This window comes from Achromobacter sp. 10T422 (assembly GCF_056394065.1).
In genome coordinates, this window is sequence record NZ_JBFTHD010000010.1 from 200,468 (window position 1) to 227,371 (window position 26,904).

A 26,904-nucleotide genomic window follows, 5' to 3' on the forward strand; every position below is an offset into this window, starting at 1 on the left:
CGTAACGCGTTTTGTTTCTCTTCGTGACAGGTGCCGTGCGATGCAAGATGGCTCGGCTGAAGGGGCATACCCCGCAGGCTGACGGCGCGCTTAAGAAAAGTTCGACATTTTTACCGGAAAACGGGGGCAGCATCCCTTTCGCGAGATGTGAAATTTGTTACGTAATATGCCCGCGCGGGCTTTCGCAGGGGGACGGAACCGGCTGGGCTTCTTGCTAAGATCGGTCCCGCTCTCCACTCCACCTTCTACCGACGACGATGATGCCTGCCCGCTTTCTACCCCTGATCCGCGCCGCATTCGCCGCTCTTGCTTTGATGGCTGGCCTGGCGTCTCCCGCCGCGCAAGCCGACGTGATGTACGGCGGCATTGCCACCGATGGCAAGCACGACAAGACTTACTGGGCTTTGCCCGAGACGTCGCAAAAGGACGCGGAAGCCGCCGCCTTGGCCGAGTGCCGGCGCCAGGGCGGCAAGGACTGCAAGAAGCTGTCCTGGTTCTCGGACAGTTGCATGGCCTATGCGCGCAACACCAACCACGATCTGTTCCCGGGCAACAGCGTGTCGCCCGAACTGGCCGCCAAGAAGGCCATGCGCCGCTGCACGGCGGGCAGCCCGGACGGCAAGTGCCGCTTGATGACGATGCCGCAGTGCGCGGGCCCTGGTTATAGCGCCGAAGACATGCAGGCCGCCAAGCGCGCCCGTCCGGCCGACGTGGAAGCGCTGTCCGCCAAGATGAATGACCGCGCCTATTGGGGCGCGGTGATGGAGAACGCTGACGGCGGCCTGATCTACGCTGACGGCTACCCGAAGGAAGACGACGCAGTCGGCGCGCTGAGCAAATGGGAAGACTGCAAGGACTGCCGCAAGGTCCTGACCTATCAGGAAACCTGCGCCGGGATGGCGTGGGTGAAGGGCAGCGAAGGCCGGGGCACGCGCTTCACAGCGCTGAACCCCGACCCGGTGTCAGCCCGCGAGGAATCGCGCGCGACGTGCACCGCCAAGACCGGCGCGCCGTCGTGCGTGGCCATGGTGCGCTGCTCGGGCCGCGCCTACATCGACGGTTACGCGGGCGAAGACGTCAAACCGAAGTAATTCGGGCAGGCCTTCCCAGGCGGGCGGGCCTATCCAATACCCACCCCGGCGCACGCCCGGAAGCAATACCCACCCCGGCGCACGCCCGGAAGCGCGTGTCACTTATCCAGCCAGGGCGCGTCTTTCCACAACTGCTGGAATTCCGCTTCGCCTGCCTCCAGCTCCTTTGCGTAAGCGGCGGGCGGCAGATAGCGCAGCGGGGCGTACATGTCGCGGGCCTTGGCCTGGAATTCCGGGTCGTCTACCGTGCGCTTCACGGCATCCACCAGTTTCTCGCGCACCGCGTCCGGCAAGCCTTTGGGCGCGGCCAGCCCGCGCAGCGACGCCAATTCAAAGTCGTAACCCTGTTCCTTGAACGTGGGCACATCAGGCAAGGCCGCCGAACGCGTCTTGCCCATCTGCCCCAAAAAGCGCAGCGGCGTTCCGCCTTTCTGGTACTGCAATGCTTCACCCACATTGATCGCGCCGATGGCGATTTCACCGCCCGCCAGCGCGCCGCGCACTTCGCCCGCGCCCTTGTACGGGATGTGGCTGAGCTTGGTGTTTGACGTGCGCTCAAAGCGCAACATGGCCAGATGGTCGTCGGACCCCGTGCCAGTGGTGCCCACCGTGACCTTGCCCGGATTCTTCTTGGCATAGGCCGACAGGTCGGCCAGCGTCTTCAATTCATTGTCGTTACGCACCGTGAACGCGCCCGGATCATCGATCAGGTTGCCCAGCAGGTCGTAGCTTTTCCATGTGAAGTTGGATTTGCGTTCGATGGGAATGGTCAGCAGGTTGGGCGTGTTGATGAAGCCGATCGTGTAGCCGTCGGGCTGCGCGCGCGCCAGCTCCGTGAAGCCGATGGCGCCGCCCGCGCCAGGGCGGTTCAGCACCACGATGCGGGCGTCGTTGCCCAAGTACTTTTGCAGGAACGGCGCCATCATGCGCGCCACCAGATCGGTGCCGCCGCCCGGGCCGTAGGACACGATCAGGTTGATCGGGTGTTCGGGGTAACCGGCAGCCTGGGCGCCGCTTGCGAACGCGGCAGCGCCAGACAGCAGGGCCACGGACGCGGCCAGCGCGCGCAGCGTGCGGCGCTTGTTGGGATGTTGCATGTTGTCTCCTCGTGGGGATGTCGGCGGCTTCATGCCGCACTGTGTGTGCCGGTGCGGGCACCGGGGTATTGCTTCAGGTTCAGGGCTTCAATTCCGTTGCTTCACGTCCCGGCTTCCAGCCCCTTACTTCAATTTGGCGATGCGCGCGGCGGCGACAGGCCAGACTTCAGGGTTGACCAACTGCGGCGGCCGTTCGCCGCGCAGCATCATCACCAATTGATTGGCGGACGACTGCGCCACGTTGCGGCGGGCTTCGTGCGTGACACCCGCCGTGTGAAAGGTGGCGACCACATTGGGCAGCGCCAGCAGCGGCGCGTCGCGCGGGGGCGGTTCTTGTTGCCAGACGTCCAACCCGGCGCCACGCAGATGGCCGCCACGCAGCGCGTCATGCAACGCCGCTTCGTCATGAATGCCGCCACGCGCCGTCGATACGAACACCGCGTCCGGCTTCATCGCCGCAAAGGCCCGCGCGTCAATCAGGCCACGGGTGGATGCATCCAGCGGGCAGTGCAGCGACACCACATCAGCCTGGGCCAGCAAGTCGGGTAACGGGACCGGTTCGGCGCCACGGCGGCGGATGGTGTCGGCGTCCAGCAGCGGGTCATGCGCAATGACGCGCATGCCAAAGCCCTGCGCAATGCGGGCCACGCGCGAACCGATCTGCCCAATGCCAACCAGGCCGATTGTCGTGCCGTGGATTTCATGGCCCATCAGGTCTTCACGCGTGAAACCCGTGTCGTGGCGCAAACGGTTGTGCGATTCGACCACGCGGCGCTGCACGGCCAGCAGCAACGCGAACGTGTGCTCGGCCACCGACGCAGCGTTGCCCCCCGCCTGGTTGACGACCGCKATGCCGGCCGCCGTGCAGGCGGCCACATCCACCGTGTCATACCCCGCGCCGCCAGACGACACGCAAACCAGATCCGGGCATTGCGCGATCAGCTCGGCGCTGACGAACCAGGGGCGCGGCAGCTCGTCTTTCGCGGCGGACACGTGGTAGGCATGGGCCGTCTTCAAGCCGGCCAAGGTGCGGGCATCATCCCCACGCGCCGGCAGCACCGACAAGGCAATATCCGCCTCTTTGCCGATGATCTGGTCGAACGCCGGGTTCAGCCACAGGTCCAGGCGGCACAGGCGCTTGGGGAAATCGTGTTGGGGGTAACCGGAATCCGGCATGTTGCGTTGTCTCCGTATCTGGGATGGTCTGCTTTTGAGGCGACTCTACCCGTGCCGAAACCGGAGATAAAGCGAATAATTTTCTGAGCGAAGCGCGACTTTTTAGAAACTGTCAGGCGATCACACCATGCCGGAGGGCGCGTCGAAGTCCAGCGTGTCTTGCGCCAGCACGCGCAAGCTTTCCAACATGGGCCGGGTGTCGTCGCGCCGCCACTGGAAGGTGTAGGGCAGGGGGCGCAAGGCAGGCAGGCCGGGCAAGGCGTGCAAGTCGCCGCGTTGAATCAGAATTTGCGCCCACGCGGTGGGCAGGAAACCCAGGCCCAGCCCCTGGCGCAGCATGCCGGCAATGGCGCCCCAGCTGTTGCAGCACTGCATGCGGCCCGGTGAAATGCGTTGCTCGGTCAGCCAGTCGTCCAGCATGCGGATGACGCCGGAGCTTTGTGGTTGCGTGATCAGCGTCAGGCCGGGCAGGTCGGCGGGTGTCAGCGTGGCGGGGTTGGGCACGGCGCGCGGCGAAGCCACCCATTCGAACGCCGCGCTGCCGATCAGGTGCGACGCGATCGACGCGCGCGACGACGGGCCTGCGATAACGGCAAAGTCCAGGTCGCCTTCCTCTAGCCCGCGCTCCACCAATTCCCCCACGCCCACATAGGGTTCCACCAACAGGTTGGGGTGCGCGCGCTGAATTTCTTCGATCAGCCTTGGCATCCACGTTATCGACGTCAACTCGCCCGCGCCGAAGCGGCAGCGGCCGGAGTAGGTCAGATTGTTGCTGGCCTGCTGCATGAACTGGTCGGCGTTGCGCAACAGGTCTTTCGCGTGCGGCACCAACTGTTCGCCCAATGCCGTCAGCGTGGCGCTGCGCGCGCTGCGGCTGAACAGGTCGGCGCCAATGGACGCTTCCAATTCGCCGATGCGTTTGGATAGCGACGACACCGAGATATTCAGCCGGCCGGCGGCGATGGCGAAATTCTTGCAGGTTGCGGCCCAGTAAAAGGCTTCGAGTTGTTTGAGCGTCATGGCGTTGGGGTTGGCGTGTGCAAAGGGCGAGGGCGAATAAAAGTGTAATAACCAATATCGATAAAGTCACTTTATTCAAAGTGGCCGCCCGCCTATAGTCATCCGCCATTACCCCATACCCCTATGACAACAGCGCGGCGGCCCCCTGTGCGGGCCGACTGCGGCGAGGAGCCCGGATGTTTGACCCCCTGCGCCACCTGCTCAGCCTGCACGATTTCGAGGCGGCCGCGAAGAAGCGCTTGCCTAAACCCATCTATGCCTATGTGTCGGGCGCGGTGGAAGACGGGCAGTCGGAACGCGGCAACCGGCAGGCGTTTGCCGAATACGGTTTTCGGCCCAAGGTGCTGGTTGATGTGTCCCGCCGCAGCACACGCGCAACCGTGTTGGGCCGCGACTACGCCGCGCCGGTTGGCGTGGCGCCCATGGGCATTTCGGCGCTGTCCAGCTACCGCGGCGACATCGTGCTGGCGCGCGCGGCGGCCGAGGCGAACGTGCCGTGCATCATGAGCGGGTCGTCGCTGATCCGGCTGGAAACGGTGATGCAGGAGGCGCCCGGCACCTGGTTCCAGGCGTATCTGCCGGGGGACGATGCGCAGATCGCCGCCTTGATTGACCGCGTGGCGGCGGCTGGCGTGACCACGCTGGTGCTGACGGTGGACACGCCCGTTGCCGCCAATCGCGAGAACAATGTGCGCGCAGGCTTTTCCACCCCGCTGCGGCCCAGCGCCAGCCTGGCATGGCAAGGGATCACACATCCGCGCTGGTTGTTCGGCACCTTTCTGCGCACGTTGTGGCGTCATGGCATGCCGCACTTCGAGAACAACTACGCCACGCGCGGCGCGCCGATCCTGTCGGCCAACGTGCTGCGGGATTTTTCGGATCGGGGCCATTTGAACTGGCAGCACGTGGCGGCCATTCGCCGCCGCTGGAAAGGGCAGATGGTGATCAAGGGCATCCTGCATCCCGACGATGCGCGCACGGCGCGCGCGCAAGGCATGGACGGCGTGATCGTGTCCAACCACGGCGGCCGGCAACTGGATGGCAGCGTGTCGCCGTTGCAGGTGCTGCCTGCCGTGGTGGACGCGGCCGGCGGCATGGACGTGATGCTGGACAGCGGCGTGCGGCGCGGCACGGACGTGTTGAAAGCCCTGGCCTTGGGCGCGCGCTGCGTCTTCGTGGGCCGGCCGTTCAACTACGCGGCAACGGTGGCGGGGCAACGCGGCGTGGCGCATGCCATCAGCCTGATCGTCGAAGAGGTGCGCCGCAATATGGGCTTGCTGGGCGTGGTGGACTTGAACGGCGTCAACGGGGACTGCGTGCTAAGACTGTCATAGAATGCGGGCACCTTACGCACGGGACGCCGTCCGCTGAAATCACCTTGCCTCATTCTTCGAACGCCCCTCGTTTTTCCCTTCGCCTGATCTGGCGATGCGCCGCGCTGGCGTTGGCGCTGTGGATGGCCGGCCCCGCGCAGGCGCAACCGGCCCCACCCGCCAAGGATTACCTGAAGGTCACCGAACCCATCGGCGGCGACTTCGCGCTGCGCGGCTATCCGAAATCGCATCTGCGCGAGATTCTCTTTCGTGAAAAAACCTATCGGCCCCTGAATGCGGTTGAATTCATACACGTCAAGGCACTTGGCCCCAAGCAAGATGGGCAGCCGATCTTGATGGCGGTGTCCAACGATTTCATGGGTGTCGGCACCATCCTGATCGCCGTGCAAAACGGCACGCCGCTTGCCCGCGTGCTGAGTCCTACGGTGGATATCCGAGACCCGGACATGGGGCTGGCGCAGCCGGGCCGCCAGGACTTGCTGCTGTTCACCGCCGGGTCGCGGGCGCTGGTCACATCGACCGGGCAGGTGTTGTGGTTCGAACATGCGCGGCCGAAAGAATATGTGCATGGCACCCCTTTGCTGGTGTCCGTGTCACCCGACAACCGAACCGGCGCGCTGCTGCTGGACAACGAGATCCGGCTTAGCCGGGCGGGCGCAGGTCCGTACGCGACGGTGCCGTTTACGAAGCCAATGCAGAGCGACGCTTTCAAATCCTTGTGGGACGAGAGTTCGCAGGCCGCCAAGAAGGCGCTGGACGCCGGCCAGCGCATTGACCAGCGCCGCCTGTACGCCAATCTGAAGGCGGCCTGGATCAACCGGAATTTCAGTTGGCAAGAAGGCAAAGACGGATGGCGGCTGCAAGGGCGGGGCTTGACGTCCGCAGCGCTGCCCGCGCTGTCGTCCACGACGTCCCGCAAGGAGCAATAACGTGATGTCGCCTTTTACGTTCTCGTTCGTCCCGCGTATCGCGGCGTACGCCGCCATGGTATTGCTGGCCGGATGCGCCGGCAGCGCCGACGTCTATGAAAAGCACGTCCGCACCGAAGACGCGAACCCCGCCGATGTGGTGCTGACGCTGGATGTCGCCTTTGCGCAGGCGCCCGACTACGACCCTAAGACGAATGTGTTCGGCGGCCCGGCCAAGCCGGGTTCGTCCCGGCAGGCCACGCCCGAGCGCGTGGAGTATTCCGGCTACCCCAGCATTGATGTGCCGTTTTATCAAAAAGGAATCGGGTTCGACCTGGGCGTGGTGGGCGATCCGCGCGCGTTGCTCGCCTTGCCGTACCCATCGCCCGCCACGCGAACCACGTCGGCGCATTTGCAGATCTTTGGGGTACGCCAGGACGCCACGCATTACCGCTTCGTCGTGCTGCCCAGACAGGGCTGGAACAGCTACCAGAGTTTCCAGGTGTCGTTCGCCGTCAACGGCCGCCGCGAGGGCATGACGTTTGCCTACAGCGACAAGCTGGTCTGCGACAGCGCCTTCGACGTCACTACGCCGACCTACGGGTTTGGCATGTCGGTCGCGGCAAGCTTTCCGGGCGGCAAGCCAGGGTGCCTGAAGGCGTGCGACGCACGGCCGGGGTACCCGGGATACTGCGCGTTCGGTGCGGATGTGGCGTCGGTGCTGGCGAAATAGCGCGGCATTGACGCCGCATCGACGCCGTATTGGCGCCGCATTGACGCCGCATTGACGCCGAATCGACGGCGCATCGACGCCGCATCGACGCCGTCTTGGCGTCGCACTCAGCGCGCCATGTCCTTCACGGCCTGCTCGATCAGCCCCTGTAGCCACGTCTGCGCCGCATCGCCCGATGTTCGGCGGCTGCTGATCATGTCGACGGCGAATGGCCCCGGGTCCACCTCCGTTGGCAAGGCGCGCAGGCTCAATTCAGGCCCCGCCAAGCGTAGCGCCGCACGGCGCGCCAGCGTGGCGATCAGGTCCGTGCCCGCCACGGCATGGGGCAGGGCGACGATGTGCGCAAACGTGCAGGCCACGCGGCGCTTGCGCCCCAGACGCGCCAGGCTGACATCAACCACCCCGCGCGCCGAGCCGTCGTCGCTAGGCACGAACAAGGCGTGCGGCAGCGCCACATAGCGGTCCAGCGTTAGCTTGCGTCCACGCAAACCCGGGTGCTGCTTGTCGGCGATACAGACAAAGGTCTCGTCGTACAAAGGCGTCACGCGCATGCGTTTGGGGGGCGTCAGATGCCCGCCGATGGCGACGTCGACCGTGCCGTTGTCCAACTGTTCGTAAAGGGTGGCGCGGTCCAGGCGGGCGACGCGCAGGTCGGCGCCAGGCGCTTCGCGGCGCAGCCGGGCCACGATGTGCGGCACCAGCACAATGTCGGCGTAGTCGCTGGCGGCCAGCGTAAAGCGCCGCCCCTGCGCCGCGCCCGGGTCGAATACCGTGCCTTGCGCCAAGGCGCCGCGAATCTGGTCCAGTGCGCTGCTGATGGCGGGCATCAATGCGACGGCGTGTTCGGTGGGCTGCATGCCATCGGAGGTGCGCACGAACAATTCATCATTGAACACGCGCCGCAAACGGTTCAGCGCGCTGCTCACGGAAGGTTGGGCGCGATGAATGCGTTGGCCGGCCAGCGTCACATTGCGCGTTTCGAACAGCGCTTCGAAGGCGACCAGCAGGTTCAGGTCTACGGCAGATAGATTCATATGATCAATAGTACGAATAGTCATTATCGATTTCAAGAATCATGCTTGCCGCTTCTACCATGACCCGCATGGATACCAACAAGGAAGTGGCCGTGCCTACCGTACTGATTACTGGAATCGAACCTTTTGATGGCGAAACGCTGAACCCGTCCTGGGAGGCCGCCCGCCAGCTGGACGGCAGCATCATCGCTGGCGCTCGCGTGGTGGCGCGCCAGTTGCCTTGTGTGATTGGCAAAGTGGTGGGCGTGTTGCGCCACGCCATCAACGAGGTGGAACCGGACCTGGTGATTTGCCTGGGGCAGGCGGGCGGGCGCAGCGATGTGTCGGTGGAACGCGTGGCGATCAATGTGGTGGATGCGCGCATCCCGGATAACGAAGGCCATCAGCCCATTGACGAACCCATCGTGGAAGGCGGGCCGGCTGCGTACTTTTCGACGCTGCCCATCAAAGCCATCGTGCGTGATTTGCGCGCGGCGGGCGTGCCGGCGTCCGTATCGTCCACGGCCGGCACCTATAACTGCAACACCATCTTCTACGGGCTGGCGCATCTGATCGCAACGGAGCGCCCAAGATTGCGTGGCGGCTTCGTCCACGTGCCGTATCTGCCCGAGATGGCCACCCGGCATCCTGGCGCGCCCAGTCTGGCGCTGGACGTGCTGGTGCGCGGCGTGAAGACCATGGTGGCGACGGCGCTTGCCGTGAACCAAGACATCAAACTGGGCGCGGGCGCGCTGCATTGATCGGGGCATAACGATGAACACGACATTGAACACCGCTGACGCGTTCGCCCTGGATGGCGTGGCGTTTCAGCATCGCAGGGTAATGGTGGACGGCCTGGGGTATCACGTCGTAGCGGGCGGCGCAGGCCCCGCGCTGATTCTGTTGGCCGGTTTTCCGCAAAGCTGGTACGCGTGGCGGCGCGTGATGCCGTTGCTGGCGCCGCACTATCGCGTGTTCGCCATCGACCTGCCCGGGCAGGGGGATTCCGATAAGCCGCTGGATGGCTACGACACGCGCAAGGCCGGTGAGCGCCTGCGCTCCCTGTTTCACACGATGGGGCTGACGCGCTATGCGCTGGCCGGCCACGACATCGGCGCGTGGATCGCGTATCCCTATGCGGCGCGCTACGCCGACGAAGTGGAACGCGTGGTGTTGCTGGACGCGAACATTCCCGGCGTGACGCTCAAACCCGCCATTGAATTGGGGCCTGACAACTGGAAAAGCTGGCACTTCCTGTTCAACAGCGTGCCGGATCTGCCCGAAGCCTTGCTGGCGGGGCGCGAGCGCATCCTGATCGAATGGTTTTTCTCACGCAAGACGGCGAACAAGCCGGGCGTGTTCAGCCGCGCGGATATCGACGAGTACGAACGCGTGTATCAAACCTTGGGCGGTTTGCGTGGCATGTTGGGCTACTACCGGGCCGCGCAGGAAAGCGCCGCGCAAAACCGCGTCTTGCGCGATTCGCCCTTGACCGTGCCGGTGCTGGCGCTGGGTGGCGCGCAAGGCAGCGCGCCCGATCTGCACGACGCCTTGAAGCCGCTGGCGCTGCACCTGCAAGGCGGGGTGCTGGAGGCGTGCGGCCACTATTTGCCAGAGGAACAGCCGCGCGAATTGGCTCGGCGCATGCTGGCCTTTCTGTCAGAAAAGCGCTAACGATATACGCGAAAAACACAGTATTTTCACATTGCGTATCGGTATTTGTTGAGCGAGTACGCGGCCCCTATGCTGTTTTTACCGAACAGATAGGGGCGGCACATGAGCACACTGGTACACACGCGGCTGGACGTCCGGCCGCTTTCCGTTTTTACCGGCGCCGAGATTCACGGCGTGGATCTGACGCAGCCGTTGACGCAGGACGAGGTCGACGAGATCAAGGCGGCGCTGCTGCGCTGGAAGGTCATCTTCTTTCGCGATCAGCATATCGACCACGCGCAGCATCTGGCCTTTGCGCGGCGTTTCGGGCGGCCGACATCCGCGCATCCTTACGACGCCAACCCGCCGGAAGGCTATCCGCAGATCCGCACCATTTCTTCCGCGTCCACCACGGGGCGTCGTGGCGAACGCTGGCACACCGATGTGACCGGCGTGGTGAACCCGCCCGCGGGCTCCATCCTGCGCGCCGGCCGGCAAGTGCCGGCCTTTGGCGGCGACACCTTGTTCACGAATCTGGTGGCCGCGTATGAACACTTGTCGCCCGCGCTGCGCGCCTTGGCTGACGGCTTGTGGGCGCGCCATCAATTTGGCGGATTCAACGGCGACTTCGATAACCAAACCGTCTACGCGCAACGGGTGCAGGCCAGCCCCTTGGTGTCTGAGCATCCGGTGGTGCGCGTGCTGCCTGAAACGGGCGAGCGCGCACTCTTCGTGAACCCGGGCTTCACCCGCCGCATCAAGGACGTGAACGAGGAAGAAAGCCGCCATCTGTTGAACCTGTTCTTCGAGGAAATCACGCGGCCGGAATACACCGTGCGCTTCCGCTGGCAACCCGGCAGCATCGCTTTCTGGGACAACCGCGCCACCGCGCATCAAGGGCCGGGCGACTTCGCCTACCTGGACGTGGAGCGGGTGCTGTACCGCATCACGCTTGAGGGCGACGTGCCGGTGGGCGTGGATGGCCGCCATTCCAACGCCGTGTTGGGCAAACCGTTCAGCGCCTTCGGCGTGGACACGGGAGCCGTGGCATGAGCATCAAACGCAAATCCGCATGGCGTGCCGGCTTGGGGTTGTTGGGCGGCGTGGTGTTAGGCGCCGGGCTGCTCAGCAATTTTGCGGGCTCCGCACCCGTGCCGGGCGAAGACGCCAACCGCTATCCGAACCGGCCGGTCAAGATCGTGGTGCCGGTGTCGGCAGGCGGCAGCGCCGACAAGCTGGCGCGCACCGTCGCCCAGAAGCTGGGCGAGAAATGGCATCAGAGCGTCGTCGTAGAAAACCAGCCGGGCGCCAGCAGCGCCATCGGTAACGCTGCGGTCGCGCATGCGCGCGGCGACGGCTACACCTTGCTGCTGGCGGGCGACGCCTTGTCCTTGAACGCCTTGCAGCCGGGCAAGCTTCCGTATGACCCGGTCAAGGACTTGCAGGGCGTGACGAAGGCCGTTGTGAACCCGCAATTGCTGGTGGTGCGCCCTGGCCTGGGGGTGAAGACCTTCCAGGAATTCGTGGCGTTGGTGAAGCAGAAGCCAGGCGAAATTTCGCTGGCGCTGCCGGGCGGCACAGGCAGCTTGCAGCACTTGGCGGTTGAACTGCTGAACGAGCGCATGGGCGCCAAGACCAATCAGATTCCGTATCCGGGCGGGGGGCCGGCCACGCTGGACGTGCTGGGCGGCCACGTCGACGCCATGCTGATCACCCTGGCCGCCGCCACGGAAAACGTGCGCAACGGCAAGCTGGTGKCGCTGGCGGTGACCACACCGTACCGGTCGAAGGCACTGCCCGATGTGCCGACTATTCAGGAGGCCGGGCTGGCGGACTATGTGGTGGAAAGCTGGCAAGGCTTCTCGGTGCCGGCCTCCACGCCGCGCGCCGTGGTGGACCGCATCAACCGCGATGTGGTGGCCGTGCTACGCGAACCCGAAACGGCCGCATTGCTGGAAAACCTGGGTTTCACGATTGCCGCCACATCGCCCGATGCGGTGGACCAGACCGTGCGTGATGACATCGCGACCTATCAGCGCGTCATCGCGTCGGCAGACGTGAAGTTGAAGTAGGCGCGCGCAGCGGCCGCACACCGCAGGCGCACGCAGTCCGCGCATGAAGTCGGGCGCATGCAGGCGCGCGCATGCAGGCGCGCGCGGCGGCCCCCGCATATTGATATCTGAAAGTCTTCTTTGTCTTGCCGGGACGGCGCAAGCAGCATGGACATCCGTTCAATGCAAATGACAAGAACCCTCATGGCAATTCATAAGAAGACAACAGGCCCGGCCCGCGCCGCACACGCCCTGGCGCTGGCGCTGACCTTCGCAGCAGGCGCGGCCCACGCCGACGCCACGCTCGACAAGATCAAGCAGCGTGGCACCGTCACCATCGGCGTGCTGGCCAACGGCGGTGTGTTCGGATCGCTGGACCCCGCCACGCAGCAGCTGGTGGGCTGGAACCCGGAACTGGCGCGGGAACTGGCCAAGGGATTGGGCGTGAAGGCGGAACTCGTGCAAGTGCAGACGGCCACGCGCACGCAGTTTCTGATCTCGGGCAAGGTGGACTTGCTGATCGCGTCCATGGAACTGAACCCCGAGCGCGCCGAGATTCTGGGCTACGCGCCCACGCCGTTCTTCCGGGTGGGTGGCGCGGCCGCTACCTTGAAGACCAGCGGCATCACAACGTGGGAAGACCTGCGCGGCAAGCCCGTGTGCGTGTCGCAAGGCAGCAGCTTCGCCAAACCCTTGTCGACCGACTACGGCGCAGTGGTCAAGGGCTACAAGAGCTCGTCGGATTCGTTGTTGGCGCTGCGGGGCGGCCAGTGCGTGGCCGCTGTGCACGACTCCACGCTCATCCACCCCTTGCTGCGCAACAACCCGGAATGGGCGGACTACCACGCGCCCATCAAGACCGAAGTGCTGCCCGCGAACTCGGTGGTCTGGACCCGCAAGGGTGAAGCCGACACCATCGCCGCTGTCGATCGCGTGGTGCAGGACTGGCACCGCAGCGGCTGGCTGATCGCCACGGAAAAGCGCTTGGGGCTCGAACCGGCGCAACCGCTGCTGCAAGAACTGAACGCGAAATTCAAGCAGGGCAGCTAAGCGCTTGCCCGACCAGAACGGAAGAACAAGATGAAGCACCTTGGCAACAAGATGGGCGCCGTGTTGGCGTTGGCGGGTATGGCCGCGTTGGCCGTGTCCGGCGCCGCGCATGCGGACGCGACCCTGGACAAGATCAAGCAGCGCGGCAAGATCGTGATCGGCGTGGACGGCGCCAGCCCGCCGTTTGGCATTCTGGACCCGGCCACCGGCAAGGTGGGCGGCTTTCAGACGGACCTGGGCGCGGACATCGCCAAGCGCCTGGGCGTCAGCCTGGAAACCGTGCCCGTCACCGCATCCACGCGCGTGCAGTTCCTGCAGGCGGGCAAGGTGGATCTGCTGATCGCCAACATTCAGTGGACGCAGGAACGCAGCGAAATCCTGAGCTACGCACCCACGCCCTACAACCTGGTGGGCGGCGCGGCGATGGTGTCCAAGCAAAGCGGCATCAAGCGTTGGGAAGACCTGAAGGGCAAGGTCGCGTGCGTGTCGCAAGGCAGCAACTTCGCCAAGCCCTTGCAGGACACGTACGGCGCGGTGGTCAAGGGCTTGCGCAATATTCCCGAGTCGTTGCTGGCGTTGAAGGGCGGCAGTTGCGACGCGTCGGTACACATCCAGCCCGCGCTGTATGAAACGCTGCACGGTCCCAATGGCGGGGAATGGAAGGACTTTGAACTGGCGACATCCGACCAGCTGATTCCGTCGCCAACGGTGATCTGGACGCGGCGCAACGAAGCCGACACGCGCGCCTTTGTTGACGGCGTCATTCGCGACTGGCTGAAGACGGGCCTGCTGGTAAAGGAAGCCGACCGCTACGGCGTGCCGGCCGACTACCTGAAACAAGCCACCGCCCAGGCGCAGACGGGCAAGTTCGACAGCGCGCCGCCCGAGGCGCAGGCCAAACCATGACGGCGGCCGTTGCCGATTCCCTCTTGGCCGCGTTGCGCGCCCGCCTGGGCCACGACTGGGTCTGGACAGGCGCGGACGCCGCGCCGTACCTGACCGACCAGCGCGGCCGCCTGCACGGACAGGCGCTGGCGGTGGCGCGTCCGGCAGACGCCGAAGAAGTGGCTGCCGTGTTGCGCCTGTGCCGCGCGGCCGGCGTGCCCGTCGTGCCGCAGGGTGGCAACACGGGCTTGATGGGCGGCGCCACGCCCGATGCGGGCGGGCAGGCGGTGCTGTTGTCGCTGGGCCGCTTGAACCGCGTGCTGGCGCTGGACACGGACAACGACACCATCACCGTGCAGGCCGGCTGTGTGCTGGCCGCCGTTCAAGATGCGGCGCGCCAGGCGAACCGGCTGTTTCCCTTGAGCCTGGGCTCAGAGGGCAGTTGCACCATTGGCGGCAACTTGTCGACGAACGCCGGCGGCACACAGGTGCTGCGCTACGGCAACACACGCGAACTGACGCTGGGCCTGGAAGTGGTGACGGCCGAAGGCGGCATCTGGAACGGCTTGCGCGGGCTGCGCAAGGACAACACCGGCTATTCGCTTCGGGACTTGTACATCGGCAGTGAAGGCACGCTGGGTGTCATCACCGCTGCCACGCTCAAGCTATATCCCTTGCCGGCCGGGCAGGGCAGCGCCTTCGTGGCCTTTCCGTCCATCGACGCAGCGCTGTCGTTTCTATCGCTGGCGCGGCAGCGGCTGGGCGCGTCGTTGACTGGGTTCGAACTGATCAGCCAGCCGGTACTGGACCTGGTGGCGCTGCACGTGCCGGAGCAGCCGCAGCCCTTGCCCGGCTTGGGCCAGCCCTGGTATGCCTTGCTGGAAGCCGCGTCGGAAAGCCCGGAAGGCGCGGGTGCGGCATTGCTGCGGCTGGGGCAGGAAGCGCTGGAAGCCGGCCTGCTGGCCGACGCGGTGATCGCGCACAACTTGCAGCAATCGGCCGCCTTCTGGCGCTTGCGTGACGAAGCCATTGGTGTCGCGCAGGCGCGCGACGGCGGCAACGTCAAGCACGATATCTCGGTGCCAATCTCTCGCGTGCCGGCCTTTCTGCGGGCCACGGCCGAGGCGCTGCACACGCTGGACGCCGGCCTGCGCCCTATGGCGTTTGGCCATCTGGGCGACGGCAACCTGCACTACAACGTGTCGCACAACCTGGCGCGCCCCGTGCGCCATCTGTTCGACCTTGAAGACCGCATCCATGACGTGGTGCATGCCCAGGCGCATGCGCAGGGCGGGTCGATCAGCGCCGAGCATGGCATCGGCCAGGTCAAGCGTGATGCGCTGCCGCTTTACAAGAGCCCGCTGGAACTGGCGCTGATGCGCCGTATCAAGCAGGCGCTGGACCCTTTGAACCTGATGAATCCCGGAAAGGTGCTGACATGACCGCAACCCTGTTTCCCGGCGCCTTATCGCGCCGCGCCCGCAGCGCCGAGCTGTCTCCCATTGCCGCCGCCGGCGCCCGCGCGGCGCGGCTGGCCGCCGAAGGCCGATCCATCATCGTGTTGACGTCTGGCGAACCCGACTTTGACACACCGGCGCCCATCAAGGACGCCGCGCGCGCAGCGCTGGAACAAGGCCAGACCAAGTACACGCCCACGGCGGGCACGGCGGCGCTGCGCCGCGCGGTGGCGGACGGCTATCGCAACCGGCACGGGCTGGACGTCAACGCGTCCAACGTCATCATCTCCAACGGCGGCAAGCAGGTGATCTACCTGGCGCTCAACGCCACGCTGGACGACGGCGACGAAGTCATCGTGCCCGCCCCGTATTGGCCCACGTTTCCGGATGCCGTCCGCATCAATGGCGGCGTGCCGGTGGTGGTGAATACCTTGGCCGAAGACGGCTTCAAACTGACGCCGCAGGCCCTGCGCGACGCCATCACGCCGCGCACCAAGTGGCTGATCCTGAACTCGCCGGGCAATCCGTCTGGCGCGGTGTATTCGGCGGCCGAGCTGCAAGCCCTGTCCGGCGTGCTGCGCACCGCGCCGCATGTGCTGGTGTTGTGGGACGAGATGTACGAAGAAATCTGGTTTGGCCAGCCGCCCGCGCAGCTGCTGCGCGTGGCGCCCGATCTGGCCGGCCGTACGCTGGTCGTCAACGGGGTATCCAAGGCGTACGCGATGACGGGGTGGCGCATCGGCTGGGGCACGGGGCCGCAAGCCTTGATTCATGCGCTGGAGGCGGTGCAGTCGCAGGTGTCGTCCGGCCCAAGTTCACTGGGCCAGGCCGCGGCGCTGGCGGCGTTGCAAGGCGTGGCGGATGACTTCGTTGATACCGCAAGACAGGCTTACGAGCGGCGCGCGCAGCGGGTAGTTCAAGGCTTAAGCAGCGTGCCGGGCTTGCAGGTGCATGCGCCGCAGGGCTCGTTCTTTGCATGGATTGGGGTGGCGGGCCTGATCGGCGCCGCGCGCCCCGATGGAAAACGCATCGAACATGATGGGGATGTCGTCGATTGGTTGCTGGAAGCCGAAGGCGTGGCGGTGGTGCGGGGTGCGGCCTATGGCTTGTCGCCGTATTTGCGACTGTCGTTCGCCGCATCGGACGCGAACATCGATGCCGCCATCACACGCATTGCGCGCGCGGTGGCGGCCCTGGCGCCGCCTGACGTGCTGGAGGCCGCCGCATGATCGAATCGGTCTTGCAGGCCTGGGTTGGCTTCTTCAAGCCGCTGGGCCTTAACTACAGCTTCGTGCAGGACCCGGCTGAATTGTCCGCGTTCGGCCATGGGCTGTGGGTGACGCTGCAACTGTGCGCATGGACCATCCCGGTCAGCCTGTTGTTCGGTGTGTTGATCGCAGCCGCCTTGACCAGCGGCCGCCCGTGGCTGGCGCGGCCCTTGCAGGCGTTTGTGGAAGTCACGCGCAACACGCCGACGCTGGTGCAGCTGTATTGCGCGTTTCTGGTGCTGAACATGCTGATCACGCAGAAGCTGGGCGGCGGCAATCCCATCACCCCGTTTGCCTGGGTGGTGATCGTGGTGGCGCTGCACAAAGGCGTGTTCCACGCCGAAGCGCTGCGCGCCGGCATCGAAGCCGTGCCGTCGGTAACGATGGAAGCGGCGCGTTCGCTGGCGTTTTCGCGCCGCCAGATCCTGACGCAGGTGCAGCTGCCACTGGCGGTGCGCTTCGCCTTGCCCGCGCTGGTGAACAACCTGGTGGACCTGGTGAAGATGACGGCCATTGCCTCGGCCATTGCGGTGGGCGACGTCACGTATGAATCCATCATGATCTGGTCGCACCGCGACAACGTGCTTGAGCTTCTGCTGCTGATCCTGCTGTATTTCGGCTTGCTGACGTGGCTGGTCAGCGTGGCGGGCCGGTGGCTGGAAGACCGTTTGAGGATGCCCGGCTATGGCCAATGAACTTGCCTTGAACGCCAACCGTGGCCGCACGTCTGGCGGATTCCTGCCCGCCTTGGTGCGCGACCCCTGGTTCGTGCTGCTGCTGGCGTTTGCCGCGCTGGGCCTGACGTGGGCCGCCACCGGCACCACGCCCGCCGCCGTGCAGGCGCTGTGGCATTGGTCACCCGCCTTGTTGCGCGGGCTGGGCATGAACATCCAGATCAGCATGTTGGCGATGGCGTTGGGCACGGTGGCGGGGCTGGTGGTGGGCGCGTTGTCGCTATCACCGTCCGCCGTGCTGCGCCGACTGACGCGAGCCTATGTGCTGCTGTTTCGCAATGCGCCCATTCTGGTGCTGGTCTATTTCACAACGTATGTGTTCCCGTTTGAAGTGAACCTGGCGGGCTGGTATTTGCCGTTTCCGGATTGGATCAAGGTGGTGATCGGGCTGGGCTTGCCCGCCAGCGCCAACGTGGCCGAGATCTTTCGCGGGGCGATTCAATCGATACCCAGCGCGCAGTGGGAAGCCGCGCAGTCGCTGGCGTTTCGCCGGACGCAGATCTTTCGCATGATCGTGTTGCCCCAATGCGTGCGGCGCATGCTGCCGTCGTGGATGAACCTGATGGCCAGCATCACGATGAGCACGTCGCTGGCCTCGCTGGTGGGCGTGCACGATCTGGTCGACACGGCCACCGTGGCCAGCAACACCGTCGCGCGCAGCGACTTCACCATCCTGGTCTATTTCACGCTATTGGCGCTTTTTTTCGCCTATTGCTACCCCATCGCGCGTTGGACGCGGTATCTGGAACGACGCCATGAACATCATTGAACTTAATCCGCTGGTCAGCCTGCGCGACGTGCATCTGGCCTTTGGCGACACCGAAGTCTTGAAAGGCATCGACGTCGAGGTCAAGCAGGGCCAGGCGGTGTCGATCATCGGCCCGTCGGGCTCGGGCAAATCCACCATCTTGCGTTGCATCACGGGACTGCTGCGTCCGCAGCGCGGCGCCATCCAAGTGGGCGGCGTGCAAGTCGATGCCCTGAAAACGGAATCCGACTTCATCGCGCTGCGCAAACGCGTGGGCTTTGTGTTCCAGCAGTACAACCTGTTTCCGCACCTGAGCGTGCTGGAAAACCTGGTGATCTCGCCCATCAAAGTCGGCGGCCAGCCGCGTGCGCAGGCCGAGGCGCGGGCGCGCGAGCTATTGGCCAAAGTCAGGATGGAACACAAGGAACGCGCGTATCCCGGTGAACTCTCGGGCGGCCAGCAACAGCGCGTGGCGATTGCGCGCGCGCTGACGATGCAACCTGAACTGATCCTGTTCGACGAGGTGACGTCCGCGCTGGACCCTGAAATGGTCGGCGAAGTGCTGACCGTGATTCGCGACTTGGTGCAAGACGGCCTGACCTGCATGCTCGTCACCCACGAAATGCGCTTTGCCGAAGAGGTCAGCGACACCGTGTACTTCACCGAAGCCGGCCGCATCGTCGAGCACGGCCCGCCGTCGCGCATCTTTGGCGCGCCACAAAGCGAGCGCACGCGGGCGTTCCTGCAACGTTCATCCGGCGCGGCTGCCGCGCGCAAACCGGCGCCGGACCCCATCGCCAACTATCTGACGTTCGACCCGCTGCGTCTGGCGGTATGACCCCTTTGGAGCGATCTTCATCATGACCACCGAATCCGCAATTTCCTCGCGCCGCCGCCAGCAGGTGCAAACGGCGCTGTCTGACATCCGCCAACTGCTGAAGTCCGACATCGTGACCCGCGAACAACTGGCAGCGGTTACCACGCGCCTGGAGCAACTGGCGCAACATCGCGAGCTGTTTCCCGCGTCTGACTTCCCGCCKCCCGCAGCCGGGCAGGGCGTGGGCGCGTCCACGCGCTACCGGCTGAACCCCGACGACGCGCCGGGCGTGCCGGCGCTGTATCTGAATTCCATCAACCCGGGCAAGACCACCTTGCCGCATAACCACACGACCTGGGCGGTGATCGTGGCCTTGTCCGGGCAAGAGCTGAACCGCGTCTACCGCCGCAGCGACGACGGTTCGCAGGCGGGCCGGGCGACGTTGGAACAGGTGCGCGAAGTGGTGGTGCAGCCAGGGCAGTCATTGTCGTTTCTGCCTGATGACATTCACAGCATCCACGTCACGGGCGAATCGCCTACGCTGCATTTCCATCTGTACGGCCAGCCTTTAGAGACCCTGTCAGGCCGGATTGGTATCGACCTGGCTACCGGCCAGATCCTGAACTACAACGCCACCCAGATGAAACCGGGTCAAGAGGTGCGCGCATGAGCCAAGAGCAAATCCAAGCCCAAGGCCAAGGCCAAGGCCAAGGCCAAGCCCAAGCCCAAGCCCAGGGCCAAGTGCACGGCCAAGCCCAAGCCCATGGCAAAGCGCACGATCAACCACAAGCCCACGTCCAGACGCGGCTCGTGCATGCCGGCGCGCCTGAATTGAAGAACGGCGCCGGGCCGGTCAACGTGCCCGTCGTGCGCACCAGCACGGTACGTTTTGCCGACACCGCCGCGCAGGCCGCCTTGAACAAGCTGCGTGCCGCCGGCGATCGCGTGGCCACCTATGGCCGCCATGGCCTGGACACGCATCAGGCGCTGGAGGAAGCCGTGGCCTCGCTGGAAGGCGGGCATCGCACGGTGCTGGCGCCGTCGGGCCTGTCGGCGATTACGTTGGTGTTGCTGGCCACGCTTGCGCCCGGCGACCATGCGCTGGTGGCCGACAGCGTGTATTCGCCAGTGCGCAAGGTGGATAAATCGCTGCTGCAACGCTACGGCGTCCAGGTGGAATACTTTTCGCCCTCGCAAGACACGCTGGAGTCCCTGATACGCCCGAACACGCGTCTGCTGTATCTGGAATCCCCCAGCTCGCTGTTGTTCGAAGTGCTGGACCTGCCCGCGCTTGCCGCCACCGCGCGCCGGCATGGCGTGCTGGTGGCCGCTGACAACACCTGGAGCGGCGGCCTGTACTACCAGCCGCTGGCGCTGGGCGCGAACATCTCCATTCAGGCCGCCACCAAATACCTGGCCGGGCATTCGGATGTGATGATGGGCGTGGTCACCGTCGACAGCGCCGAACTCGCGCGCAAGATCGGCGTTACCTACGACGCATTGGGCCTGTCGGTGGGCGCCGACGACGCCTATCTGACCTTGCGCGGCCTGCGCACGCTGGATGTGCGCCTGGCGCGGCATCAGACCAATGCGCTGGCCGTGGCGGAGTACCTGGCGGGTCATGGGGATGTCGCCCAAGTCTTCTACCCGGCGTTGCGGGAAGACCCCGGCCATGCCTTGTGGCGGCGCGACTTCAGCGGCGCAAGCGGCTTGGTGTCGTTTGCGTTCGGCAACGCAGACCCAGCGGCGGCCTCTCGCTTCATCGATGCGCTGCGCTACTTCTCGATCGGCGCATCCTGGGGCGGCTACGAAAGCCTGGCGCTTGAAGCTGCGCCCGAACGGCTGGCCGAACACAGCGTCTGGCAACAAGGGGCGGGCAAGCCATCCGTCGTGCGCCTGCACATCGGACTGGAGCACCCGCAGGACCTGATCGGCGACCTGGAACGCGCCTTCAGCGTCACCCGTGACGCCTTGCGCCGTAGCGCATAACGCATATGCAAATAAGCCTCGCGCTTTAGGGTTTCTGGCTATGTAGAAGCAATTACAACCTCTTTGTCCGGTTGTACCTTCGGGTACTAGAATTTGCCCTGTTCCATGGCTGGCAGCAGGGCATGACACCTTCTATTTCGATCGAATCCGTACAGCTTCCGTTCTTGTCGCATCGGGAGCAAGCCGTGCGGGATTTCTATCATCGCGTCATCGGCCTGGACGAAATGGCAAGCGCTGGTGACCAGCGCCTGCTCTTTGCGCTGGGCGACGCCACCTTGTCGCTGTCTCCGGTTGACGAGGTCAGCCGCAGCGTCAAACCCGATTACCTCGCCATCAAGACCCACGCCTACGACGAGATCCTGGCGCGCCTGCGCCAGGCGGGCCACTACCCGGTCTGTTCGCTGCCCGACGCGCTGCCGCGCGTCATGTATGTGAAAGATCCGTCCGGCAATCAACTGGCCTTTCTGGGCTGAAGGCGCGCGATGAACTTCCAGCAACTGCGTTCGGTGCGCGAAGCCGTGCGCCAGGACTTCAACTTGACCGACGTCTCGGAAAGCCTGCACACGTCTCAACCCGGCGTCAGCCGGCAGATCCGTGAGCTGGAAGAAGAGGTGGGCGTGGACATCTTCGTGCGCTCAGGCAAACGCCTGATCGGCCTGACCCCGCCCGGCGAACTGATTCTGCCGCTGGTCGAGCAGATTCTGCAATGCGCGGACAACATCCGTCACGCGGGCGCGGAGTACGCCGACAGCCGCAAGGGCGTGCTGTCGATTGCGGCCACGCACTCGCAAGCGCGCTACGCCTTGCCTCCCGTCATCAAGGAATTCCGCCAGCGTTACCCCGATGTGGTGCTGCATCTGCACCAAGGCTCGCCCAAGCAAGTCTCGGAAATGCTACTGGAAGGCGAGGCCGACATCGGCGTGGCAACCGAAGCCGTGGCCGACTATCCCGGCCTGGTGAACCTGCCGTGCTATCGCTGGAGCCACAGCATCATCGTGCCGCGCGGCCATCCGCTGGAACACCAGCACGACGGCATCAGCCTGTCGCAGCTGTCGCGCTACCCCATCATCACCTACGGCCGCGGCTACACCGGCCGCGCCCACATCGACGAAGCCTTCGCGCGCGCCGGCATCACGCCGGATATCGTCATGACCGCCATGGACGCGGACGTCATCAAGACCTACGTCGAACTGGAGTTGGGCGTGGGTATCGTGGCCGCGGTAGCCTGGGACGCCGAACGCGACACCCGCCTGTGCGCCATCGACGCCCGCCATCTATTCGAGATCAACCTGACCCGCCTGGCAATCCGCCGCGGCGCGTGGCTGCGCGGGTATGCGTTTCATTTCATTGAAATGTTCGTGCCTACGCTGACGCGGGAGGTGGTGGATAGGGAGTTGAAGGGGGAAGGGTAATGCCGCGCGATCAGGGGAAAGTAGAAGGTCAGAATTTTCTCCGTCTTTATTGATTCTTTCGGCAGCAGGTTCGATTAGTAGGGGTAGATGCGTATGCGGGGCTCAAAACGCTTTGACGAGCCGCCACGACACGATCTGGCCGTTGACCCTGGGCAGCATCTCGCCGTGCATGAAGGTTTGATCCGGCCCTTGCGCCGCGCCATCGCATCTCCAGACGCCGGGCCACGGGCAAGGCGTTCCGGAAGCCGCCACTAGCCCGGAATTTGAGCCGTCCGCTTTCGACGACACGCCCGCCGCGCCGGGACGCAAGCGGATGGATTCCACAATGGCGTCCCATAGCGCCAACGCATCGGCGTCTGTGGGAAAGGCCGGTGGCGGCGGGTTGCTTTGGCCGTCGGGGTTGCGTTCCAGCACGCCCAGCTGCGCAGCCAGATTCGGCTCGGTAATGGAGTCGTCCTTACCTTGCGATTCCCAGGTAAAGGAATAGAGCCGCTGGCCGTCCTGGCTGCCGGCGGTGGCGAATTCCTCGGCCTGGATCGGGCCGACATTGCGCACGCCTTTGCGCAAGGTGGTGATGCCTGCGGCCAGTTTGGCAACCCCCATCAGGAAGCCTCCCATTCTTTCCAGCAAACGGTTTTCTTCAGCGCCGGTGCTGGAACGGAAAAGGAATTGCGCGCCGGGGTGATTGGGGAACGTCACGCCGATTCGGAAGCTCTCGACTTGGAAGGCACTGCCGGCGATGAAGCCGCCGTTGATGCAGAAGCCTGACTCGGTTGGGATTTCGAGTGGGTCGCGTGAGCGGAGATGGCTGGTCCAGGTTTTTGTGCGGAGCATCGCGCGTTCTTCTCGATCGTCGGATATCTCGGGACTCCAGCGAAATACTTGCCCTGCGGGCTGAGCCACGGCATACGCTTCCAGACGATAGATTCGGGAGTTGATGCTTGAGGACCAGGAATAGATCCCCCTTGAGTCCGGACCAAATTCGATGCGGCGTACGAACATGCTGCCGTTGGTTTTGCGATGAGGCTGGGCCTTGAGCTCACGCTCTCGCGCGTCGAGGATGCCTGCGATTGCGGAGGCGGGATCTTGCCGTGTCTCCAGGCCTACGCCCCACAATCGATAGCTTGGCCTGATGACGGCATCCGGGGGCAGGTCAATGACAAAGCGGCCAAAACAATGCGTGATCCATCCATCTTTGTTCACATCAGAACTCCGGGATTGAGGTGAGAGTGAAGAGCAGCCGGAAAGCGCCATGGAGGTCGCGACTCCAATCGCAATTAACGCGTGCGTCAGGCGGCTCATGTTCTGGCCTTGTCGGAGGGATGCCAGTCCGCGAGTTGGGCAATCTTGATCACGCCGAATATCGCCGCCCATTGCGCGCGTTCGTCGACGTAGCTGTCTGCGTGTTCGTAGCCTTTGGCTTGGTTGTATTGACCGTAGCTTTTGCCACCATGACGAAAGCTGGCTTTGACCCCGCGCCGTCCAGGCATCCGCCCAGAATCGGTGGACACGGTGCCGTCGCCGCCACTGCCATGTGTGTCTTGGCCTTGGGCAGTCCAGGGAGGCGTCGTAGGAATCAGGGCAGGCCGCTGCCGATCGAACAGGCCCCGGTAGCTTCCATTGCCGTCATCCTGAGGCCTTGCGCCAAACATTTCCAATGAGGACGGATCTCCTTGCCAAATGATCTCGCGCCAACTATGCAGGCCATCATCAGCGCCGTAGTGGGCATAGGTTTGAGGGTGATAGCCTGCTTTTGTCAAAGCGCTTTGGAATTCTGTTACGTGGTCTACCAGCTTGTAGAAATCCGACCTTGAATCCAAATTGGCATCCGATCGTGCTGATTTCTCCAACATATTCAAGTACTTCGTATTCTGGTCCGGCACCAGTCCATACCAGGCCGCGCTCTTGTAGATCTCCTCATACGGATCGCCCCGTTGCGGATATGCCCGTGGTCTCCCTTCAGCGTCTTTCAAAACTGGCCCTTCGGCATGCCGCAGGAACAGCCACGGTCTGCCGCCGCGATATTCCGTCGTCGGCATCAGTTCCAGCCCACCGGGTGAGCGGCCCACGACGGCGGTGACTTCTCCAGCATTCGACCCCAGGATGACTTGGACCATGCCTTCGTACCCGCAACGCATGTGGTGATAAATGGCGGGCGCGCCGGTGGCGGGTTGCACGCCGTGCACGACGCCCAGCACGCGGTCATATCCCTGTAGTTCGGTCAGCGCGCGGCTGACGATGCCGCCCATCGAGTGCGTGACCAATATCACCTTCATGGTGTCGGCTTGCTTGGCGCTGATACCGCCTTCTTTGCGGTAATGGGCAAGCACGGTTTTTTCGATGTAGTCGCGTATGTCAGCCGCCGAATCTGCATTCGATTGCAGCCAGTTGTAGCCGCCACACCAGACATCAAACTGATATTTGCCGGCGTGGATCAACTCGTCTTCGGTTAGCGGGGTGACCTGGCCGCGCTCCTCCCCGTATTCTTCCGGCTCACGCAAGCCTTCTTCGTTCCACCATGTCTGAATTTTTCGGCCACGATAGATGTTGTCCAGCCGTTGCTCCATGCGGGCCAGGAATGGGTGGTAGTACATTTTGTGTGCGCTGCCCCAACCGCGTAGCCGTGCGGCGTCGGCGCTCAGGCCTGAGTCGCCCAGGCTGATGGGGCCGCTGTCATCAACTTCGACAGCGTTTGGGCCGAGCAGCTCTTGACGCTCTTTGGGTCCCCGGCTCCACCACGTAAAAATCGCGGCGATCAATCCGAAAATATCGCCAAGGGAAAAGCCCGTGTTTGGCGGGCGCCAGACGGTTTCCTTAGATTCCCTATTGCGCAAATTCGTGCCCATGATTCCAGGCAGGAACACCACGGGTATCGGTGCTGGCAGGGAGCAAAGCAACACCTTTTCTCGTTTATCTTCGGTCGGGGTCAGCCGCGTGGAATACACGCGCCGGCCCAGCTTGTCTCGGGTGCACGGAACCAGCACTTCATCATCGGAAAGGGGAGAGTTCACGAGCTTGCCTCCGGGTCAGATTCAGCGGCCGGGTCGGACGACATGATTCGCATGTTGACCAGATCCATCAACAGGTCCTGCTGCATGGGCAGACGGCCTTTTGCGTCGGTGATCAGGCGAACAAGCGCGCCGTCACCGCGGCGCAGCTCTACCGCCGTATTCGCCAACGGTTCATCAGTTGAGGAGTCTCGAATGATGTAAGCGTCATCAAACGGCGTCGCATCCCATGTGTTGAACTCGATCGACGCGCTTTGCGGCCCCGAAAAGTTGTGCTGTGCCGCCTTGACCGAAAAAGTGCCCGGCATGCCCAATTCAACATTCCCATCGGCCATCTTGATATAAGCCCCGCCGCAAAGCAGCGTGATGTGTTTGTCGGCGGCGATTAGCACGTGTTGTTTGCTGGACGTGAGCTCTGCGCTTTGGTCTGCCTGAATGCGGATGGCGTTGTGCTGCGCTTGCAGGATCATTTCGCCTTGGTGGGCGATGTGGCGCATTGAGCCGCCTTGAGAGAACAGGCCCATGTCGCCGCCTGCGTTGACAACGACATTCTCGCCTGCGCTGATCTGCTGATTGCGCTGGGCGATGCTGTCGAGGTGGTCGCCTGCGCTTAAGGTCAGGCTGGCGGGTGTGGCGGCGGCGATGCCGCCAGGGGCGCTGAGCGCCAGCGCGGCGTGGTCGCCTTGGCCTGCGCCGGTTGATTGATCATTTGCGCCGTGGCCTAGATCGCGCACGGCGTTGGTTAGCGACTGTTGGGGCTGAACGTCGTGTGCCACGCCTTCATGTTTGCCTGCGTAGTCGCCCAAGTTCCGAGCCAGCTCCAGCGCGGCTTCCAGTACCCCGACGATCTCCGAACGATCCAGCTGGCCACCCTTGGCACGCAGTTGCGCCTCGGTCGTCAGCAGCAACCCCTTCGCCGCGCGCAACGCCCCGTAATCATCCGTCCGCAACTCAAACCCCTCACCGCGAGGTTCACCGCCCGCTGGCCTTGGGTGCGTCAGATAGCCCAGATGCAGTTCAGACGCCCCGTGCTCACTCATCAACGCCGCGCTGATCTGCGCTGACGTGTCGTCCAGGCGCAGTTCATTCGCCCGGTTGCCCTTGTGTTCCTTGCTCTTGATGGTGTGCAGGATGTTGTGACGGGGCAGTTCATACGGCGGAAGGTTGGTCGCGCGGTATGCCCGCGAGGTGATCAGCGGCTGGTCTGGGTCGCCATTCAGGAATTGCACGACGACTTCTTGGCCGATCCGCGGGATCGCCATATGCCCCCACAGCGCGCCCGCCCAGTTCTGCGACACGCGTATCCAGCAGGAGCTGTGTTCGTCGTTCTGCCCCAGCCGGTCCCACGGAAACTGCACCTTGACCCGGCCCCACTCGTCGCAAAAGATCTCTTCGTTTGGCGGGCCGACGACGGTGGCCATTTGCGGGCCGTCAATGCGGGGTTTAGGGCAGGGCTCGGG

General features: G+C 64.3%; 26 protein-coding genes. 19 read left to right on the forward strand and 7 right to left on the reverse strand.

Annotated elements, in window-relative coordinates:
* Positions 1-257 precede the first annotated feature (257 nt).
* A complete protein-coding gene (locus AC1DB0_RS26015; protein WP_054427635.1) occupies positions 258-1,091 on the forward strand; it encodes a DUF4189 domain-containing protein in 834 nt (277 codons plus the stop codon).
* Between the two features lie 98 nt (positions 1,092-1,189).
* Here the strand turns inward: AC1DB0_RS26015 and AC1DB0_RS26020 are convergent, their stop codons facing one another.
* From AC1DB0_RS26020 to AC1DB0_RS26030, 3 genes are all read right to left on the reverse strand, one after another.
* Complete coding sequence (locus tag AC1DB0_RS26020) at positions 1,190-2,188, reverse strand: tripartite tricarboxylate transporter substrate binding protein (RefSeq protein ID WP_346551895.1); 999 nt, start codon at positions 2,186-2,188, stop codon at positions 1,190-1,192.
* Positions 2,189-2,311: 123 nt separating this feature from the next.
* Positions 2,312-3,364 carry a hydroxyacid dehydrogenase gene (locus AC1DB0_RS26025; RefSeq protein ID WP_476758264.1) on the reverse strand — a complete coding sequence of 351 codons (1,053 nt, stop codon included), beginning with the start codon at positions 3,362-3,364 and terminating at the stop codon, positions 2,312-2,314.
* A 120-nt stretch (positions 3,365-3,484) separates the two neighbouring features.
* Entirely contained in the window at positions 3,485-4,384 is a 900-nt protein-coding gene (locus AC1DB0_RS26030; RefSeq protein ID WP_175168601.1) for a LysR family transcriptional regulator, read from the reverse strand.
* 176 nt (positions 4,385-4,560) lie between these two features.
* Between AC1DB0_RS26030 and AC1DB0_RS26035 the strand changes: the two genes are divergently transcribed.
* From AC1DB0_RS26035 to AC1DB0_RS26045, 3 genes are read left to right on the forward strand one after another with little or no spacing between them, the layout of a single operon-like run.
* The gene (locus AC1DB0_RS26035; protein WP_476758265.1) at positions 4,561-5,718 is read left to right on the forward strand and encodes an alpha-hydroxy acid oxidase; all 1,158 of its coding nucleotides are present in this window, start codon (positions 4,561-4,563) and stop codon (positions 5,716-5,718) included.
* Between the two features lie 44 nt (positions 5,719-5,762).
* Positions 5,763-6,647, forward strand: a complete 885-nt coding sequence (locus AC1DB0_RS26040; RefSeq protein WP_476758266.1) for a hypothetical protein — start codon at positions 5,763-5,765, stop codon at positions 6,645-6,647.
* 4 nt (positions 6,648-6,651) lie between these two features.
* Positions 6,652-7,359 carry a hypothetical protein gene (locus tag AC1DB0_RS26045; RefSeq protein WP_476758280.1) on the forward strand — a complete coding sequence of 236 codons (708 nt, stop codon included), beginning with the start codon at positions 6,652-6,654 and terminating at the stop codon, positions 7,357-7,359.
* Between the two features lie 107 nt (positions 7,360-7,466).
* Here AC1DB0_RS26045 and AC1DB0_RS26050 read toward each other — a convergent pair whose 3' ends face one another.
* Positions 7,467-8,393, reverse strand: coding sequence for a LysR family transcriptional regulator (locus AC1DB0_RS26050; protein ID WP_476758267.1), 927 nt, complete (start codon positions 8,391-8,393; stop codon positions 7,467-7,469).
* 92 nt (positions 8,394-8,485) lie between these two features.
* On the opposite strand from AC1DB0_RS26050, the gene pcp reads away from it, so the two are divergent.
* From pcp to AC1DB0_RS26125, 15 genes are all read left to right on the forward strand, one after another.
* Positions 8,486-9,133, forward strand: coding sequence for a pyroglutamyl-peptidase I (gene pcp / locus AC1DB0_RS26055; RefSeq protein WP_175169468.1), 648 nt, complete (start codon positions 8,486-8,488; stop codon positions 9,131-9,133).
* A 13-nt stretch (positions 9,134-9,146) separates the two neighbouring features.
* Positions 9,147-10,046: an alpha/beta fold hydrolase gene (locus AC1DB0_RS26060; RefSeq protein ID WP_476758268.1), complete on the forward strand. Its 900-nt coding sequence runs from the start codon at positions 9,147-9,149 to the stop codon at positions 10,044-10,046.
* A gap of 102 nt (positions 10,047-10,148) precedes the next feature.
* Positions 10,149-11,078, forward strand: coding sequence for a TauD/TfdA dioxygenase family protein (locus tag AC1DB0_RS26065; protein WP_054427619.1), 930 nt, complete (start codon positions 10,149-10,151; stop codon positions 11,076-11,078).
* Positions 11,075-12,097: a Bug family tripartite tricarboxylate transporter substrate binding protein gene (locus AC1DB0_RS26070; RefSeq protein ID WP_476758777.1), complete on the forward strand. Its 1,023-nt coding sequence runs from the start codon at positions 11,075-11,077 to the stop codon at positions 12,095-12,097. Before AC1DB0_RS26065 ends, AC1DB0_RS26070 begins: the two co-directional genes overlap by 4 nt.
* 183 nt (positions 12,098-12,280) lie before the next feature.
* Positions 12,281-13,126, forward strand: a complete 846-nt coding sequence (locus AC1DB0_RS26075) for a transporter substrate-binding domain-containing protein (RefSeq protein WP_054427617.1) — start codon at positions 12,281-12,283, stop codon at positions 13,124-13,126.
* 30 nt (positions 13,127-13,156) lie between these two features.
* On the forward strand, positions 13,157-14,032 hold the full coding sequence (locus tag AC1DB0_RS26080) for a transporter substrate-binding domain-containing protein (protein ID WP_254600404.1): 876 nt from the start codon (positions 13,157-13,159) through the stop codon (positions 14,030-14,032).
* On the forward strand, positions 14,029-15,453 hold the full coding sequence (locus AC1DB0_RS26085; RefSeq protein WP_476758270.1) for an FAD-binding oxidoreductase: 1,425 nt from the start codon (positions 14,029-14,031) through the stop codon (positions 15,451-15,453). The genes AC1DB0_RS26080 and AC1DB0_RS26085 overlap by 4 nt, the downstream gene beginning before the upstream one ends.
* On the forward strand, positions 15,450-16,697 hold the full coding sequence (locus AC1DB0_RS26090) for an aminotransferase class I/II-fold pyridoxal phosphate-dependent enzyme (RefSeq protein ID WP_476758271.1): 1,248 nt from the start codon (positions 15,450-15,452) through the stop codon (positions 16,695-16,697). The genes AC1DB0_RS26085 and AC1DB0_RS26090 overlap by 4 nt, the downstream gene beginning before the upstream one ends.
* Positions 16,694-17,431 carry an amino acid ABC transporter permease gene (locus AC1DB0_RS26095; RefSeq protein WP_054427610.1) on the forward strand — a complete coding sequence of 246 codons (738 nt, stop codon included), beginning with the start codon at positions 16,694-16,696 and terminating at the stop codon, positions 17,429-17,431. The genes AC1DB0_RS26090 and AC1DB0_RS26095 overlap by 4 nt, the downstream gene beginning before the upstream one ends.
* Positions 17,421-18,239, forward strand: a complete 819-nt coding sequence (locus AC1DB0_RS26100) for an amino acid ABC transporter permease (RefSeq protein WP_175168608.1) — start codon at positions 17,421-17,423, stop codon at positions 18,237-18,239. The genes AC1DB0_RS26095 and AC1DB0_RS26100 overlap by 11 nt, the downstream gene beginning before the upstream one ends.
* Positions 18,226-19,056 carry an amino acid ABC transporter ATP-binding protein gene (locus tag AC1DB0_RS26105; RefSeq protein WP_054427607.1) on the forward strand — a complete coding sequence of 277 codons (831 nt, stop codon included), beginning with the start codon at positions 18,226-18,228 and terminating at the stop codon, positions 19,054-19,056. Before AC1DB0_RS26100 ends, AC1DB0_RS26105 begins: the two co-directional genes overlap by 14 nt.
* Before the next feature lie 22 nt (positions 19,057-19,078).
* Complete coding sequence (locus tag AC1DB0_RS26110) at positions 19,079-19,705, forward strand: cysteine dioxygenase family protein (RefSeq protein WP_054427606.1); 627 nt, start codon at positions 19,079-19,081, stop codon at positions 19,703-19,705.
* A complete protein-coding gene (gene metC / locus AC1DB0_RS26115) occupies positions 19,702-21,024 on the forward strand; it encodes a cystathionine beta-lyase (protein ID WP_476758272.1) in 1,323 nt (440 codons plus the stop codon). The genes AC1DB0_RS26110 and metC overlap by 4 nt, the downstream gene beginning before the upstream one ends.
* A gap of 122 nt (positions 21,025-21,146) precedes the next feature.
* Positions 21,147-21,497: a glyoxalase/bleomycin resistance/dioxygenase family protein gene (locus AC1DB0_RS26120; protein ID WP_054427605.1), complete on the forward strand. Its 351-nt coding sequence runs from the start codon at positions 21,147-21,149 to the stop codon at positions 21,495-21,497.
* Positions 21,498-21,506: 9 nt separating this feature from the next.
* Positions 21,507-22,436 carry a CysB family HTH-type transcriptional regulator gene (locus AC1DB0_RS26125; RefSeq protein ID WP_447981605.1) on the forward strand — a complete coding sequence of 310 codons (930 nt, stop codon included), beginning with the start codon at positions 21,507-21,509 and terminating at the stop codon, positions 22,434-22,436.
* A 102-nt stretch (positions 22,437-22,538) separates the two neighbouring features.
* Here the strand turns inward: AC1DB0_RS26125 and AC1DB0_RS26130 are convergent, their stop codons facing one another.
* From AC1DB0_RS26130 to AC1DB0_RS26140, 3 genes are all read right to left on the reverse strand, one after another.
* Positions 22,539-23,738: a T6SS immunity protein Tli4 family protein gene (locus AC1DB0_RS26130; protein WP_476758273.1), complete on the reverse strand. Its 1,200-nt coding sequence runs from the start codon at positions 23,736-23,738 to the stop codon at positions 22,539-22,541.
* A complete protein-coding gene (locus tag AC1DB0_RS26135; protein WP_476758274.1) occupies positions 23,735-25,447 on the reverse strand; it encodes an esterase/lipase family protein in 1,713 nt (570 codons plus the stop codon). Before AC1DB0_RS26135 ends, AC1DB0_RS26130 begins: the two co-directional genes overlap by 4 nt.
* On the reverse strand, positions 25,444-26,904 hold a 1,461-nt coding region (locus tag AC1DB0_RS26140; RefSeq protein WP_476758778.1), incomplete at its 5' end, for a DUF2345 domain-containing protein. The genes AC1DB0_RS26135 and AC1DB0_RS26140, both read right to left, overlap by 4 nt.

Excerpts from the sequence above, each read along its gene's own strand:
- AC1DB0_RS26015 (WP_054427635.1), top strand. The coding sequence starts at position 258 with ATGATGCCTGCCCGCTTTCTACCCCTGATCCGCGCCGCATTCGCCGCT.
- AC1DB0_RS26020 (WP_346551895.1), bottom strand. The coding sequence starts at position 2,188 with ATGCAACATCCCAACAAGCGCCGCACGCTGCGCGCGCTGGCCGCGTCC.
- AC1DB0_RS26030 (WP_175168601.1), bottom strand. The coding sequence starts at position 4,384 with ATGACGCTCAAACAACTCGAAGCCTTTTACTGGGCCGCAACCTGCAAG.
- AC1DB0_RS26035 (WP_476758265.1), top strand. The coding sequence starts at position 4,561 with ATGTTTGACCCCCTGCGCCACCTGCTCAGCCTGCACGATTTCGAGGCG.
- AC1DB0_RS26045 (WP_476758280.1), top strand. The coding sequence starts at position 6,652 with ATGTCGCCTTTTACGTTCTCGTTCGTCCCGCGTATCGCGGCGTACGCC.
- AC1DB0_RS26050 (WP_476758267.1), bottom strand. The coding sequence starts at position 8,393 with ATGAATCTATCTGCCGTAGACCTGAACCTGCTGGTCGCCTTCGAAGCG.
- AC1DB0_RS26060 (WP_476758268.1), top strand. The coding sequence starts at position 9,147 with ATGAACACGACATTGAACACCGCTGACGCGTTCGCCCTGGATGGCGTG.
- AC1DB0_RS26065 (WP_054427619.1), top strand. The coding sequence starts at position 10,149 with ATGAGCACACTGGTACACACGCGGCTGGACGTCCGGCCGCTTTCCGTT.
- AC1DB0_RS26075 (WP_054427617.1), top strand. The coding sequence starts at position 12,281 with ATGGCAATTCATAAGAAGACAACAGGCCCGGCCCGCGCCGCACACGCC.
- AC1DB0_RS26080 (WP_254600404.1), top strand. The coding sequence starts at position 13,157 with ATGAAGCACCTTGGCAACAAGATGGGCGCCGTGTTGGCGTTGGCGGGT.
- AC1DB0_RS26085 (WP_476758270.1), top strand. The coding sequence starts at position 14,029 with ATGACGGCGGCCGTTGCCGATTCCCTCTTGGCCGCGTTGCGCGCCCGC.
- AC1DB0_RS26090 (WP_476758271.1), top strand. The coding sequence starts at position 15,450 with ATGACCGCAACCCTGTTTCCCGGCGCCTTATCGCGCCGCGCCCGCAGC.
- AC1DB0_RS26095 (WP_054427610.1), top strand. The coding sequence starts at position 16,694 with ATGATCGAATCGGTCTTGCAGGCCTGGGTTGGCTTCTTCAAGCCGCTG.
- AC1DB0_RS26100 (WP_175168608.1), top strand. The coding sequence starts at position 17,421 with ATGGCCAATGAACTTGCCTTGAACGCCAACCGTGGCCGCACGTCTGGC.
- AC1DB0_RS26105 (WP_054427607.1), top strand. The coding sequence starts at position 18,226 with ATGAACATCATTGAACTTAATCCGCTGGTCAGCCTGCGCGACGTGCAT.
- metC (WP_476758272.1), top strand. The coding sequence starts at position 19,702 with ATGAGCCAAGAGCAAATCCAAGCCCAAGGCCAAGGCCAAGGCCAAGGC.
- AC1DB0_RS26120 (WP_054427605.1), top strand. The coding sequence starts at position 21,147 with ATGACACCTTCTATTTCGATCGAATCCGTACAGCTTCCGTTCTTGTCG.
- AC1DB0_RS26125 (WP_447981605.1), top strand. The coding sequence starts at position 21,507 with ATGAACTTCCAGCAACTGCGTTCGGTGCGCGAAGCCGTGCGCCAGGAC.
- AC1DB0_RS26130 (WP_476758273.1), bottom strand. The coding sequence starts at position 23,738 with ATGAGCCGCCTGACGCACGCGTTAATTGCGATTGGAGTCGCGACCTCC.